At 47.6% G+C, this 14,957-nt stretch carries 9 protein-coding genes; 8 read left to right on the top strand and 1 reads right to left on the bottom strand.

Annotated elements, in window-relative coordinates; genetic code table 11:
- The first annotated feature begins 93 nt into the window (after positions 1-93).
- The 6 genes from mnmG to BWI93_RS16190 all read left to right on the top strand — a co-directional run bounded on the left by mnmG (position 94) and on the right by BWI93_RS16190 (position 10,243).
- Positions 94-1,956 (top strand): tRNA uridine-5-carboxymethylaminomethyl(34) synthesis enzyme MnmG, encoded by a 1,863-nt coding sequence (gene mnmG / locus BWI93_RS16215; RefSeq protein ID WP_094813125.1) that lies wholly within the window; start codon positions 94-96, stop codon positions 1,954-1,956.
- A gap of 149 nt (positions 1,957-2,105) precedes the next feature.
- Positions 2,106-2,990: a methyltransferase domain-containing protein gene (locus BWI93_RS16210; protein WP_094813123.1), complete on the top strand. Its 885-nt coding sequence runs from the start codon at positions 2,106-2,108 to the stop codon at positions 2,988-2,990.
- A complete protein-coding gene (locus BWI93_RS16205; protein ID WP_094813121.1) occupies positions 2,971-4,602 on the top strand; it encodes an Ig-like domain-containing domain in 1,632 nt (543 codons plus the stop codon). The genes BWI93_RS16210 and BWI93_RS16205 overlap by 20 nt, the downstream gene beginning before the upstream one ends.
- Before the next feature lie 585 nt (positions 4,603-5,187).
- On the top strand, positions 5,188-7,023 hold the full coding sequence (locus BWI93_RS16200) for a tetratricopeptide repeat protein (protein WP_255157912.1): 1,836 nt from the start codon (positions 5,188-5,190) through the stop codon (positions 7,021-7,023).
- Positions 7,024-7,176: 153 nt separating this feature from the next.
- On the top strand, positions 7,177-8,304 hold the full coding sequence (locus BWI93_RS16195; protein ID WP_094813119.1) for a M48 family metalloprotease: 1,128 nt from the start codon (positions 7,177-7,179) through the stop codon (positions 8,302-8,304).
- A gap of 130 nt (positions 8,305-8,434) precedes the next feature.
- Entirely contained in the window at positions 8,435-10,243 is a 1,809-nt protein-coding gene (locus BWI93_RS16190) for a long-chain fatty acid--CoA ligase (RefSeq protein ID WP_255157911.1), read from the top strand.
- Between the two features lie 74 nt (positions 10,244-10,317).
- On the opposite strand, the gene BWI93_RS16185 is transcribed toward BWI93_RS16190, so the two are convergent.
- Positions 10,318-11,727 carry an APC family permease gene (locus BWI93_RS16185; RefSeq protein ID WP_094813115.1) on the bottom strand — a complete coding sequence of 470 codons (1,410 nt, stop codon included), beginning with the start codon at positions 11,725-11,727 and terminating at the stop codon, positions 10,318-10,320.
- A gap of 340 nt (positions 11,728-12,067) precedes the next feature.
- Here BWI93_RS16185 and purB point away from each other — a divergent pair, with 340 nt between their 5' ends.
- Both purB and sbcD read left to right on the top strand, forming a co-directional pair.
- The gene (gene purB / locus BWI93_RS16180; RefSeq protein ID WP_094813147.1) at positions 12,068-13,414 is read left to right on the top strand and encodes an adenylosuccinate lyase; all 1,347 of its coding nucleotides are present in this window, start codon (positions 12,068-12,070) and stop codon (positions 13,412-13,414) included.
- 285 nt (positions 13,415-13,699) lie between these two features.
- On the top strand, positions 13,700-14,905 hold the full coding sequence (gene sbcD, locus BWI93_RS16175) for an exonuclease subunit SbcD (protein ID WP_094813113.1): 1,206 nt from the start codon (positions 13,700-13,702) through the stop codon (positions 14,903-14,905).
- The last annotated feature ends 52 nt before the right edge of the window (positions 14,906-14,957 follow it).

Here is a 14,957-nt window from a genome sequence, read left to right as displayed (position 1 = left end):
TGAAACATCAAAATCCAGCAATTTCTTACCCGACGAAACTGAGCTAATTTTCAAGGAGTTAGCTTCTGAAAATGAGTCAACTAGAAGCAAGCTATGTTTAGTGAGTACGATGTAATTGTAGTAGGGGCCGGACACGCCGGATGCGAAGCCGCTCATGCCGCTGCCCAGATGGGGTCGAAGGTGATGCTCATTACGATGAACATGAACACCATCGCCCAGATGTCCTGCAACCCCGCCATGGGGGGTGTAGCCAAGGGCCAGATCGTCCGGGAGGTGGATGCCTTGGGGGGCATGTCGGGGATCATCTCGGACAAGACCATGATCCAGTTCCGGATGCTTAATCGCTCGAAGGGACCCGCCATGTGGTCGCCGCGTTGTCAGTCGGACCGGATGCGGTTCGCTGAAGAATGGCGACTGGCTCTGGAGCAAAATCCTAACGTGGATTTCTGGCAGGAGATGGTATCGGGTTTGATCGTGGAAGAAGGCAAGGCGGTCGGAGTGAAGACGCAACTCGGTATTGAGATCCGTGGGAAAGCAGTGGTACTTACCAACGGTACTTTCCTGAACGGCATCATTCACATTGGTGAAAAACAATTCGGCGGTGGTCGGACGGCGGAGCGGGCAGCGACCGGAATTACGGAACAGCTCGTACAGCTAGGCTTCGAAGCAGGGCGGATGAAAACGGGTACGCCTCCTCGGGTAGATGCCCGTAGTTTGGACTATTCAAAAATGGAAGAACAACTCGGCGATGAAAATCCTGAGAAATTTTCTTACCTGGATACGCCCCGACTGACTGAGCAACGCAGCTGCTGGATTACCTACACCAATCAGGATGTACACGAAATTCTGCGGACGGGATTTGAAAAATCACCCATGTTTGCCGGACGTATCAAAGGACTAGGACCTCGTTACTGTCCTTCGGTCGAAGACAAAATCAATCGCTTTGCGGATAAAGATCGCCACCAGATTTTCGTAGAACCTGAAGGCTGGAATACGGTAGAGGTTTACGTCAATGGCTTCTCGACTTCTTTACCCGAAGATGTACAATACCAGGCTTTGCGAAAAATTCCAGGATTTGAAAATGTTCGTATGTTCCGTCCGGGGTACGCCATCGAGTATGACTTCTTCCCTCCTACGCAACTCAAGCAAACGCTGGAAACGAAGCTCATTGAAGGTCTGTACTTCGCCGGACAAATCAACGGAACGACGGGTTATGAAGAAGCCGCCTGTCAGGGACTCATGGCCGGGATCAACGCCCATAATCAGGTACACGGAAAAGAGTCTTTTGTACTCCATCGCTCGGAAGCGTACATCGGTGTACTCATCGACGATCTGATTAATAAGGGTACGGAAGAACCCTACCGCATGTTCACCTCGCGGGCTGAATACCGAACCTTGTTACGTCAGGACAATGCCGATTTACGTTTGACTGAAAAAGGCTATCAATTGGGTCTGGCTTCGGAAGAACGCTACCAACGGGTACAAGCCAAACAACAATTGACGGCTGAATTGATTGATCGACTCAAAAAATTCAAGGTGGCTCCCGAAGAAGTGAACCCCGCTCTGGAAGCTCAGAACTCGGCTTTACTCCGGGAAAAGGGTACTTTATACCAACTTTTAAAGCGTCCAGAATTGGATGTACGGAGTCTGGGTCGGCTGAGCACCGCTGTAGAGGAACTACGGAGCGAATATTCGGAGGAAATTCAGGAGCAGGCCGAGATTAATATCAAGTACGAAGACTATATGGAACGGGAGCGGATTCAGGTTGAGAAACTGAGTCGGCTGGAAAACCTGGTGATCCATCCCAACTTCGACTACGAAAAAATCACGGCCCTTTCCAAAGAGAGTCGTCAGAAACTCGGGCGGATGCGTCCGCAAACCCTGGGTCAGGCTTCCCGCATCAGCGGCGTATCGCCCTCGGATATTTCCATCCTGATGGTACATTTGGGCCGCTAGTTAATACGATTGCTTATCGAAAAAAACCCCTTCGATCCGAAGGGGTTTTTTCGTAGCCTTGCCCAGGTATTAAGGATATTTAACCAAGCATACCGAGCTTGTCGAAACAGACACGCGTTGAATCAAAAGACTTCGGCTATTTTTGAAGTATGAAAATGGAAACCCTTGGTCGTTGCCCCGTCTGCGGAAGTGAACACCATTCCCCCTATTTGGTTTGTAAAGATTACACCGTAAGTCAGGAAGAATTTACGCTGGTCCAATGTCCCTCCTGTGGCTTTGTCTTTACCAATCCCCGACCCACCGAAGCCGCGATTGGTGCCTACTACCAGTCCACCGAATATATTTCGCATAGTAATACCCGGCAGGGTATCATTGCTCAGGCTTACCACCAGGTACGAAAAATCACCCTTCGCAATAAGCTTAAACTGATCAACGAACTGAGCCCCTCGAAAGGAAAACTCCTCGACGTCGGCTGCGGTACGGGCATGTTTCTGTCGGTAGGCAAAGCCGACGGTTGGAAGGTTTCGGGCATCGAGCCCGACCCCGGAGCACGGTCGTTAGCCATGAAAGAAACGGGCGAAATCATCCAGTCTTCGATTCTGGAAAGCTATACCAATGAGACCTTTGACGTAGTGACGCTCTGGCACGTACTCGAACATATTCATCAGCTCGATGCGACACTGGACTGGCTGCGACAACGCGTGGCGGGGCATTTAATCATCGCGGTACCCAACTTTCAGTCGTACGATGCTCAGGAATACGGCAAGTACTGGGCGGCTTATGACGTTCCACGCCACCTGTATCATTTCTCCCAGCAAACCATGCGGGCTCTGCTCGGCCAGAAAGGATTCCGACTCGAACAGACGCTGCCCATGCCCTTCGATTCGTTTTACGTCAGTATGCTCAGTACGAAATACCGGGATGGAAAAACCAATTATCTGGAAGCCGTACAAAAGGGCTTTCAGTCGAATCAGTGGGCCAAACACAACAAGAATAATTACTCAAGTCTGATCTATGTCTTTAAGAAAATCTAAGAGCAGCCGGCTAGCTGTGCTGGTAAGTCTGGCCGGAATTCTGTTGTGGGGATGTGCTCAGCAAAGCTCGCCGACGGGAGGTCAAAAGGATCTGGTTCCACCCAAAGTGACACGAATGGTGCCGCAGAATCAGACGGTAAATTTCAAAGGGAGAGTCGTTGAGCTTGAGTTCGACGAGTACATCAACATCGATAATCTCAACCAGCAATTACTGATTACCCCGGCCATCGAAGGGACGTTTGACTTTAAAACGTATCCCAAAGGCGTACGCATTACTTTCGATCAGGACTTCCGGGCTAACACCACGTACACGCTGAATTTCCGGAATGCCTTCAAGGACGTAACCGAGCGAAACCCGGCCCGTAACGTTAAGCTGGTCTTTAGTACCGGATCGCAACTGGACTCACTCCGACTCCAGGGAACCGTGAAAGAACTGCTTACGGAAAAACCGGTTTTCGATGCACTCGTCGGTTTGTACCAACAGAGCGATACGCTCAAGTTCTCCAAAAACAAGCCCTATTATTTAACGAAAACGGATAGCTCGGGTCGCTTCGATCTGGAAAATATGGCACCGGGTCAGTATCGTCTGGCGGCTCTGAAGGATGTTAACAACAACCTCTTTTACAATACCGAAAAGGAACAGATTGGCTTCCACCCGAACCCCATTACACTTCCGGGTTTTACAGAATCGCCCGAACTGAAAATTACGGCAGCGGATCATTCGCCCCAGCGTACGCCCAAAACTGTGGCTACCGCCCGCAGTTTTTCGCTGGTTTATCCGCGGGGTTTGCAAGCCGTACAAGTGCGGTTCGAACGCAAGGAAGATAGTTTGACTTATGCACTCATCGAGACGAATCAGTTACGGTTTTACAATATTCTAAATACGACGGATACGGTACGGGCTACCATTACCGTACAGGATTCGCTGAACCGGGATTTCACTCATACACAAAAAATCCGATTTCGGGAACGGGGCAAACGTGATGCCGATACGCGAGAAGCCATGGAGGTAAAAGTTAATCCAAAAACGGGAGAGGACCAGGAGCAGCTCTTCAAATTGACCATCGATTTTTCCAAACCCATTACGCAGTTCAATCCGCTACGGGTAGAAATTCAGGAAGACACCATTCGTCGGGTTATGTTCTCAGCCAACGACTACCAGTGGAATCCGTACCGAACACAATTGAAAATTGAGAAAGAATTAAAGTTCCGGCGGGATGTTCGAAGTATCTTTCCCAAGGGTACATTCATTTCCATCGAAGGTGATACGGCCCAAGCCATTCGCCTTCTGAATCCACTTCGTGATCCGGAAAAGTACGGTACCATCAGTGGGGAAGTACGAAATGTACAATCTGATTTTATTGTCGAACTCCTGAGTGCTGCCGATTACAAAGTCGTTCGAAGCATACGTAATCAAACCCCGTATACGTTTAAATCGGTACCGGCCGGAACCTACCGTTTGCGACTCGTTTTAGATGTTAATAAAAATGGACGCTGGGATGCCGGAAATCCGGATGCCTTTATCCCACCCGAAGCCATCATTCTTTTCCCCGGTGAAATCAAACTGAAAGCGAACTTCGAATTATTGGGGAATGATTTCACCTTACAATAGTTGAACGAAGCGATACATTGGTTTCAAGCCTCGCCTATCTGGGCGGGGCTTTTTTGTGCCTTTATCAGTGTCTTTTCTGATGTGGAAAACTTCTGTGGACAAGTGGCGAAATGAGCCCTAAAATCGCTACTACGGAAAAGCTACATTCAAAATAAAAAATGTCCAAAGATTACGTGGATAAGTCCGTGGATAACTGGGCCTTTTTCTGTGGAAACGGGGGATAAGCCCTGTGGATGATTTCTGGACCTATACACATTCCTTACTGCACAACCCCTGAAGAGGAAGATCCCGTTGAAAACTCAGGAGAAATCCCCCGTTTCATACACGAGTTATTAACCGTAATTCACACCCTTCGAAAAACAAACTTTTCCACCGTGGATAAAACACTATTTTGTGCATAACTACGGTTTGATTGTAAATCAGTATATTAGATGTGGAGAAGCGTGTGGATAGTTGTGGAGAAGTAGGTAAATAATCAACGAAGTATCAGGCAAGGATTTGAAAAGAAAAACTTTCCCACTTTTCCACCGCCCCTATTACAACCATTAAAAAAGATTTAAAAGAAAGATATTGTTAATAAATGTAATGGTAAACGATCTGTGTAAACTGATTTTCGTTGGGGCTCTATTGCTCACGCTGAATGTACAGGCTCAGCTCCAGCCCGCTCAAGTGGAAATGCCCGAAGTACAGTTGGGGCGGGAATACCTTCGTAATGGGGAATATGAAAAAGCCCGTGCTACCCTTGAGAAATTGACGCGGAACAAGGAAACGGTGGGTGAAGTGTACGAGCCCTATCTGGAAAGTTTGATGCGTCTGAAAGAACTGGGCGAAGCTGAAAAATTTTTGAAGCGTCAGATCAAGAGTGATGGGGACAACCCCTTTTATCTGCTCGACTATGCCCGCCTGCAGGAAAGTCAGGGCAAGATCAAGGAATCGGATAAGCTTTACGCCGAAGCTCTGCTCAAAGCCCAGAAGAAAGAAGAGCTAACCTATCGCCTTGGAAAGAACCTGGCCGACAAGGATCAGGCCGATTTAGCTCTAAAACTCTTCCAGGAGGCTCGCAAAACGCAAAATGATCCCCTACGCTACTCCATCCAGATTGCACGGCTCTATCGCATTCTGCAGCAAAATGAAGCGATGATGGAAGAATACCTCCGGTTTGGATCGCAGGAAGGCAATACGGATTTAGTTCAGGGCATTCTTCAGGATGAGATGAAGGATGAGAAAATGACCCTGCTTCTGGAAAAACTGCTGTACAGAAAAGTGCAGGAAGTACCCAATGAAAAGTACTACGGCGAAATGCTGGTCTGGTACCTCATTCAGCAAAAAGAGTTTGGAAAAGCCTTTATTCAGGCCCGGGCTCTGGATCGTCGCTTAAAGCAGGAAGGTCAGAAAGTAACCGAGATTGGCTTCATGGCCATGCAGAACAAAGATTACGAGGCAGCGGGGAAAGTTTTTGAATATTTGGTGAAGGAATACCCCAAAAGTCCCAACTACCCCGTCTACCGCCGACTGTTGATCAACGCTAAAGAGGAAGTGGTCAAAACTACCTACCCCGTCAAATTAGACGATATCCGGCTTTTGATTAACGAATACCAGCGATTCTTTGCCGAAGTCGGAGAAAACCCGCGTACGCTGGAAGCTTTGCGAAATACAGCCCATCTGTACGCGTTTTACCTGAACGAAAAGGACACGGCCGCCGTTATTTTGCAAAAAGCGATCAGGAGTGCGGGAATGGATCAGGATTTCATCGACAAGTGCAAGCTGGATTTAGGCGATGTGTACTTGTTGAAAAGTGAACCATGGGAAGCAACGCTCCTGTATTCGCAGGTGGAAAAGTCAGCCAAGGAAAGCCCCTTAGGCTATGACGCCAAGCTGAAGAATGCGAAACTCTCCTACTACAAAGGTGATTTTGAGCTGGCGAAGGAAGTACTTGATATTCTTAAAAAAGCCACGACCCGCGAAATTTCGAACGATGCGATCGAGTTGAGCCTGCTCATTCAGGACAATACGGGCATGGATACAACCGAAACGGCGATGAAAGCTTACGCTGCGGTAGATCTGTTGCTCTTCCAAAACCGGACGGAGGAAGCCTTAGCTTCGCTGAATACCCTCTATGAACAGTACAAGGAACACCCGCTGGCGGATGAAATTTTATGGCGTCGGGCGAATACCCTGGTGAAGCAAAACCGTCCCGCCGAGGCTCTGGCGGATCTGGATAAAATCCTTAAAAACTATTCGGTGGATATCCTGGGAGACGATGCCCTGTTTCTATCGGCCAAGATTCAGCAGGAAAATATGAATGATAAAGACACTGCCATGAAGCTGTATCAGGAGATTCTTCAGAAGTATCCTGGAAGTATTTATACCGCCGAAGCCCGGAAACGTTTCAGAAATCTGCGGGGTGACGCAATAAATTAAGGCGAAATGCCATTTGTACCATAAAGTCCGTGGCTTGTGATACGAGTAATGTACAGGGCCGCAGTGAAATGAGCCACGGGCTTTTCTTTAGTTTTGTGGACAAGTACCCCTCATTGTTAATAACTCAGACAAGTTATCCACATTTACACACCTATGAACAGCTTTTTCAAGCAAGGCCTTCTATGGGGTTTATTAGCGGTAAGTGGACCCGTAATGGCTCAAGATTCCACTGATAATCAAGAAGATCGTTTTCCTACCTGGAGCTACGGATCACAAAAATTGCAAAAAGGTCCCTGTGACGTATACCTATTCAAGTCGAATCAACACGCCGAGACGGTTGTGGATAACATTTTGAAATCGGCGGGTATGGGCTTTGGGAAACGCAATTTCCAGGTAGTCGAATGCCCCAATACTGATAACTGTTACGCGACTATCATCAATGGCACCCGCTACGTTGTTTATGATAACGCTTTTCTGAAGCTGGTGGAAAACCGAACCCAAACTGACTGGTCGGCGGTAAGTATCATGGCTCATGAAATCGGGCATCATATTCTGGGTCATACGTCCGATGGTACCGGTAGCCGTCCTGATAAAGAACTTCAGGCCGACTATTTCTCGGGCTTCGTGTTACACAATCTGGGTGGAAGTTTAGAGAATGCTCAGATTGCCATCAAGCTCTTACAAAACGACGAAGGAGACTACACCCATCCACCCAAGCGTGATCGATTATCCGCAATTGAGAAAGGATGGCGAGAAGCGGATAATTTTTACCCACGTATAGCCAGTAAGGAACCGGCTTCCTCCCCTACCCCATCGACTTCCGTTGCCAAGCTTCCGTCCGCACCACCCGTGAACAAGGTGGATACTAAAGCTCCGGAGATTGCTCAGACGGGATGTTTGGCGGGCAATTGCGACAATGGTACAGGGCTCTACGTAAACCGGAAAACGCTGGAAAAATACGAAGGTGACTGGAAGGAAAGTCGTCCCAACGGTTTTGGAACGCAGTATTATTCAACGGGCAAAAAGAAATACGAAGGAACCTTCCTCAACGGACGCTTCGATGGCAAAGGTACCTTGTGGTACACCAACGGGGCTATTTACGCCGGTGATTTCTCCGCGGGCCAATGCCATGGTAAAGGGATGTTACGGTACGCTAACGGCGATCGCTACCTGGGTGATTTTAAAAATGGCTACCGCCATGGAAAAGGTAAATATATTTATGCTAGTGGATACGAGGAAGTGCTGTATTATTTGAACGATAAGCGGCAACCCGAAAAATAATGGTATAGTATTTACAGAGACAAGGCCGGATTCCGGCCTTTTTTTGTGCATAATCCAGCGACTTTTGACGTTCAATATCAAAATGTTTTAACTTGAACTTCGAAAAGGAATAGATTGGACCTGTACCACTATGGAAACGCAGACCCTAACACCCCGCCCTCCCATGCGTGAAACGCACTATCCCTACGACAGGGTTTTCGATATACTGCCGCAGTATGTACTGCAAACCAATAGCGACGAAGCCCTGGCCTCCAAGATTAATGGAACCTGGAAAAAGATAACAGCTCAGCAATTTACTGAGCAAGCGAATCAGGTAAGCCTGGGTTTATTGAAAATTGGTATTGGAAAGAATGACAAAGTGGCGATCATTTCGAATAATCGTCCGGAGTGGAATATTGTTGACTTTGGCATTCAGCAAGTAGGAGCCGTATCGGTACCTATGTACCCGACCATTACGATTGAGGATTACCGCTATATTCTACGCGATGCCGGAGCAAAAGTAGTTTTTGTATCCAGCAAAGACTTACTGGTGAAAGTACAGCAAGCGGTTCAGGAAGTACCAACGGTACAAGCCATTTACACCTTCGATGCTATTGACGGAGCTACGCACTGGTCAGAACTTACTAAACTAGCCAGTCCAGATAATCAGGAAGAACTGGAACACATTAAAGACAGTATCCGCACGTCTGATTTATTGACCTTAATTTACACATCAGGGACGACAGGTACGCCTAAAGGGGTAATGTTGACGCATCGGAATATCGTTTCGAACATTGAAGGGGTAAATCCATACATGCCCATGAAGCCCCACGAACGGGCCTTAAGCTTTCTCCCCTTAAGTCACGTTTACGAGCGTACCATCCTGTACGTTCATATGCGGTACGGCGTTTCCATCTTTTATGCGGAGAGTATGGAAACCATCGCGGAAAATTTACGGGAAGTAAAACCCACTGTTTTTACCACCGTACCCCGTCTGCTGGAAAAAGTATACGACAAAATCGTAGCAAAGGGATATGAACTGAAAGGCATTAAAAAGCAACTTTTCTTCTGGGCATTGAATCTGGGCCTCCGGTACGATCCCGTACATGACATGGGATTCTGGTACAATACGCAGTTGAAAATTGCTCGTAAATTAATCTTCAGTAAGTGGCAAGAAGCTTTAGGAGGTAAAATCCGCATCGTAGCGACGGGTTCAGCGGCTTTACAACCTCGCTTATCCCGGGTGTTCTGGGCAGCTGGAATACCTATTGCCGAAGGGTATGGATTAACGGAAACTTCGCCAGTAGTATCGGTAGGCCGGGTTGACCCGCCGGATCTACGCGTAGGTTGTGTGGGTACAATCATACCGGAAGTTGAAGTGAAAATTGCTGAGGATGGAGAAATTCTGGTGAAAGGTCCCAACATCATGCAGGGCTATTATAACCAACCGGAACTCACCGCCCAGGCTATTGACAAAGAGGGGTGGTTTCATACCGGCGACATTGGGGAAATGGTGGAAGGCCGTTTCCTCAAAATTACCGACCGTAAAAAAGAGATGTTCAAAACCTCAGGAGGTAAGTATGTGGCTCCGCAGTTGGTAGAGAACAAGCTCAAAGAATCCAAGTATATCGAGCAGGTACTCGTCGTAGGTGAAGGTCAGAAATTTCCGGCGGCTCTGATCGTACCTGAGTTTGGAGCATTAAAAGTATACTGCAATCTTAACCAGATTGAATTCACTACGCCGGAGGAGATGGTAAAAAACGAAAAGGTTCTGGAAAAAATGCATCAGGAGATAGAACGCCTGAACGAAAGCTTCGCTCAGTACGAACGGGTGAAAAAGTTTAAAATATTAGCCAAGCCTTTTACGCTGGAAGCTGGGGAACTGACACCTACCCTGAAATTGAAACGAAAAGTAATTCACAAGAATCATCAGGCTGTAATTGAAAGTATTTATCAATAATCGAGTCATAGATTTGAACAAAAAAGGGCTTAGCAACACCGTTGCTAAGCCCTTTGTATGGATAAAGAATGGGTCTATACGGTGGCTCTTTTTCGCCAGATCCAATAAAAGGGTAGTCCGGTAGCCATCAGCAAAAGTCCAATCATGGCTTCCGTGGTACGGGTAAATAAAGTATTGACCACCAGAAAGGCACAGAAGACCAGAAAGAGTCCAGGCACGATTGGATAACCAATGACCTTATACGGACGGTTGACGTCCGGCATTTTTCTACGAAGAATGAATACCCCTAAAGTGGTAGCTCCGTAGAAAATAAAGGAGGCGAAAATGAGCATGTCGGTTAACTGGTCGAACGTTCCGGATAAAATCAGTACCGAAGACCAGAAGCCCTGAATCCACAATGCTTTGGAAGGTGTGTTGAAAACCGGGTGAATATAATTGGCTGTCTTAAAGAATAACCCGTCTTTAGCCATGGCATAAAACAAGCGGGAAGCCATGAGAATGGTGCTACTTGTACAGTTGAACGTGGTAACCAGGATTAATAATGAAATGGCTAAACCGCCTCCATTCCCCAGAAAATGCTTCACAGCCACTACCGCAGCAATACCATTCTTGGATTGATGGACCGCAATAATGTCGTCAATTGGTAAGACGTAGAAGTAAACAAAGTTCATCAAGAGATAAATCGTCATGATGATGAGCGTGCCAATGGTCAACGCCCAGGGCAAGTTTCGCTGCGGGTTACGAATTTCACCGCCAATGTAGCCAAGGTTATTCCATCCTTCGTACGCCCAGAAAGCACTTAAACACGCCAAGGCTAATGCACTCGCCAGTGTACCACCTGACATTTTATCGGCGTCGAAATTCACCGAAGGCTGTTCAATATTCGCCCAACTGCCCGTAGCGGAGAACAGACCCAGAACAATAATGACCAGCATGGTGGAAATCATGGCTACCGTCAGAATTCGGCTAATGGTTTCGCCCATTTTCAACCCCCGGGCATTGAGAAGCGTTAGAATCAGTACCAGTCCAATAGCGACGAGTTTTACGCTCAAATTATCCAGGGGCTGCAAGCCAAACAGATGGATCGAGGATAGGGATTCAGAGGTAGCGGGCAACGTAATAAGCGAGCCTAACGACTGAGCAAAAACGTAGGAAATGGAAGCAATAGAGGCCGTTCGAATAACTGCGAAGTTGGTCCAGCCTAGTAAAAAAGCAAAAAATCGATTGTAGATCGTACGAAAATAAACGTATTCACCCCCTGAATCCACCAGCATACTGGCTACTTCAGCGTTACTGAGCGTTCCGGCCAGACTAATCATTCCGGCCAGTAACCAGGCCGCCAGTACCAGTCCTGGTGACTGCAATTCCGCCGACATGGGGGCGACTTTCTTAAACACGCCCGTTCCAATAACGGCACTAATCACGAAAACAATTCCGGAGACCAGACCAATCGAACGCCGAAGGTGACCCTGAGATTCAGGCATACAAGCAAATTTTAGTTGGGAAAAGCGGTTAGATGAAAAAGCAAATTCGGAAAAAAATGGCGAAGTTGGTATAGTTTTCGGTTTAGAGTTTTCGTGTAGCCTAGCTGACTACCCGGTTTCTTACTGAGTGATAGACAAGTGTACACCATACCTATACTATGCTTCTGAGGTTACTTGTGATTAACCGCTTGGTTGCAAAGGCAGTTGGAAACTGCTTCATGGTGGGTACAGGTTTGGAAGCCTGCAACAGTGGATAACTCAAAACCCTAAACTCAAAACCCAACCCGCAACCCTAAACCCGATTCTCTATGTAACTTTGTCTTTTACGAAGCAAATCAGTATGGCTCTTACTACCCTTACGGCTATTTCGCCCGTAGATGGCCGCTATCGTCGGACTACGGAATCGCTGGCCCCCTTTTTCTCTGAATTTGGGTTAATACACTATCGGGTTCGGATAGAAATCGAATATTTTATCGCTCTTTGTGAGCTTCCCCTGCCCCAACTCGCTGGTTTTGACACCTCGCTGTTCGATCAGCTACGGTCTATTTACAGCGAGTTTTCTGAAGCAGACGCCCTGCGAATTAAAGAAATTGAGAAGACGACCAACCACGATGTAAAGGCGGTTGAGTACTTTATCAAAGAAAAACTCGCCGATCTGTCCATTGAGCAGTACCTGGAGTTCATCCATTTCGGACTCACTTCGCAGGATGTGAATAACACCGCTATTCCCCTTTCGCTCAAAGAAGCGATGGATGCCGTCATCAATCCAGCTTTCGAGGAGGTTATCTATAAGCTGAGTTCACTAGCGGCTTTGTGGAAAGATATTCCATTACTAGCCCGTACGCACGGTCAGCCCGCGTCACCGACCCGCTTGGGAAAAGAACTGCAAGTATTCGTTGAACGCTTGCAGCAACAGCGAAACCTGCTCGTTCAGATTCCATATGCAGCAAAATTTGGTGGAGCGACGGGTAATTTTAACGCTCACCACGTAGCTTATCCCGGCTTCGACTGGCCGGAATTCGGAAATGATTTCGTAAGTAGTTTGGGATTATCGCGGAGTCGATACACCACGCAGATCGAACATTACGATCATTTAGCAGCGATGCTGGATACGCTCAAACGTCTGAATACGATTCTCATCGATTTCTCACGGGATGTGTGGAGCTACGTATCCACCAATTACTTCAAGCAGAAAATCAAAGCGGGCGAAGTTGGTTCTTCCGCCATGCCGCATAAGGTCAACCCCATCGATTTTGAAAATGCGGAAGGAAACCTGGGTGTAGCGAATGCCCTGTACGAACACCTGTCGGCCAAACTACCCATTTCCCGCTTACAACGGGATCTTACGGATTCAACCGTACTGCGGAATCTGGGAATGCCCCTGGCTCATACGCTTATCGCTTTGAAATCGCTGGTGCGGGGTATGGACAAACTGGAGTTGAACGAAGCCGCTATCCACGCGGACCTTGAAGCCAACTGGGCCGTAGTAGCTGAAGCGATTCAAACGGTATTACGTCGCGAAAGTTATCCACAACCGTATGAAGCATTGAAGGCTCTTACCCGCAAGAACGAAGCGATCACGGCGAAGACTATTGCCGAGTTTATTGAGACCTTAAATGTATCAGAGGTTATCAAAGCCGAATTGCGGGCCATTTCGCCGTTTAATTACCTCGGTGTAATGGAATAAGGCTAAAAAGAGTGTTTCATTCGATTTGTGGACAAGGGATTTGAATGTGGAAAAAACTGTGGATAACTTGTTGACAATCAATTTTTAATCGACTGAAAATCGCTTGGAGTTAGCCACTGAGATTTTGATAGAAAAATGGAGCTGTACTTTTGTGCAGCTATAAATCATTCTCAGCGACCTCAAAAAGCCATTTTGTAGAGCCGTTAACAAAATTTTGGCGAGAGCCCCGGTCGGTCATTCAGGCCCGCCGGGGTTTTTTCGTGGCGAATGTTTTATTTTTGAAGAATGAAGATTTTACACACGGCGGACTGGCATTTGGGAAAACGCCTGTATCAAACGGATTTGCTGGAAGACAGTCGCCGCTTTGTAGAGTGGCTGCTGGCAACGATTGAAGAACGACAGATTGATGTGCTGCTGGTGGCGGGCGATATCTTCGATACGGCTCACCCATCGGTGGAAGCCATGCAGGTATACTATGATTTTCTAAAAGGACTCATCGCTTCCAAGTGTCGCCTAGTCATTACGGGTGGCAATCACGATTCGGCGGCGGTCCTGAACGCTCCCCGTGAAATTCTGCGATTACTCGACGTTCACGTTATTGGTGGTGCCTGTGACGATTGTTGCGAGGAGGTACTGCCCCTACTCGACCGCCGGGGTAATCTACAGGCGGCCGTAGCGGCTGTACCTTTTCTGCGGGATCGAGATCTGAAGCGTTCAGTTGAGGGAGAAAGTTTTGAAGATCGCCGGATGGCCGTGCGAGCGGGTATTCAGCGTCGGTATGAGCAGGTGTACGCCCACGGTCGGAAAACGTACGCAAGCGTACCTGTGTTGGGAATGGGGCATTTGTTTGTCAACGGCTCGGCTACATCGGACAACGACGAAAAACTGCACAGCATCGGTACGCTGGATTTATTCGAAGTCAACTTGTTTCCAGCCTTCGATTATCTCGCTCTCGGACATATCCACCGACCCCAGATGCTGGGTAAAATGGAATACGTTCGGTACTCAGGCTCACCAACGGCCCTGAGTTTCAGCGAGCGGCTGGATGAAAAGCTGATTATTCAACTGGAAATCAAAAATCAAAAGGTTGTTGATATTCAGGAACTTAAAGTGCCGAAATTTCGACAATTGCGGCGGTTTAGCGGTTCATTTACCGAAATTGAAGCAGCCGTTCATGCCTACCAACATTCTGATGTGTTACGGACGCTGGCTGAAATTGAGATTCTGGAAGAACACCGCGATCCCATGCTGATTGACGTGGCCAAGAGCTATTTTCTCAAACTCAACCATCCCTACCTATCCGTACTCAACTGGCGGTTCCGTTTTCAACAACAGTTAAAAACGACGGACGAATTGTTTGGTGAGACGATGGCCCTGCCCGAACTGGCTCCAACGGAGGTATTTGAACAATGGCTCCAGGAAAATGCGGAGACGGAAGAATCCAAAACCTTACTTACCGAAGCCTTTCAAGAATTACTACATAGTCTGTAAGAGTTATCCACATAAGTTATCCACATTTTACAGCGGGGGGGTGATAAGATCG

The sequence above is a fragment of the Siphonobacter sp. BAB-5385 genome, from assembly GCF_002261125.1.
GTDB lineage: Bacteria > Bacteroidota > Bacteroidia > Cytophagales > Spirosomataceae > Siphonobacter.
The sequence above is the reverse complement of the archived record's forward strand: the minus strand, read 5'-3'. Positions and strand labels throughout refer to the sequence as shown.

What these genes read in the sequence shown, in the direction of transcription:
- BWI93_RS16185 (WP_094813115.1), bottom strand. Translation starts at nt 11,727, where the DNA reads ATGCCTGAATCTCAGGGTCACCTTCGGCGTTCGATTGGTCTGGTCTCC.
- mnmG (WP_094813125.1), top strand. Translation starts at nt 94, where the DNA reads ATGTTTAGTGAGTACGATGTAATTGTAGTAGGGGCCGGACACGCCGGA.
- BWI93_RS16190 (WP_255157911.1), top strand. Translation starts at nt 8,435, where the DNA reads ATGGAAACGCAGACCCTAACACCCCGCCCTCCCATGCGTGAAACGCAC.
- BWI93_RS16195 (WP_094813119.1), top strand. Translation starts at nt 7,177, where the DNA reads ATGAACAGCTTTTTCAAGCAAGGCCTTCTATGGGGTTTATTAGCGGTA.
- sbcD (WP_094813113.1), top strand. Translation starts at nt 13,700, where the DNA reads ATGAAGATTTTACACACGGCGGACTGGCATTTGGGAAAACGCCTGTAT.
- BWI93_RS16200 (WP_255157912.1), top strand. Translation starts at nt 5,188, where the DNA reads ATGGTAAACGATCTGTGTAAACTGATTTTCGTTGGGGCTCTATTGCTC.
- BWI93_RS16210 (WP_094813123.1), top strand. Translation starts at nt 2,106, where the DNA reads ATGAAAATGGAAACCCTTGGTCGTTGCCCCGTCTGCGGAAGTGAACAC.
- purB (WP_094813147.1), top strand. Translation starts at nt 12,068, where the DNA reads ATGGCTCTTACTACCCTTACGGCTATTTCGCCCGTAGATGGCCGCTAT.
- BWI93_RS16205 (WP_094813121.1), top strand. Translation starts at nt 2,971, where the DNA reads ATGTCTTTAAGAAAATCTAAGAGCAGCCGGCTAGCTGTGCTGGTAAGT.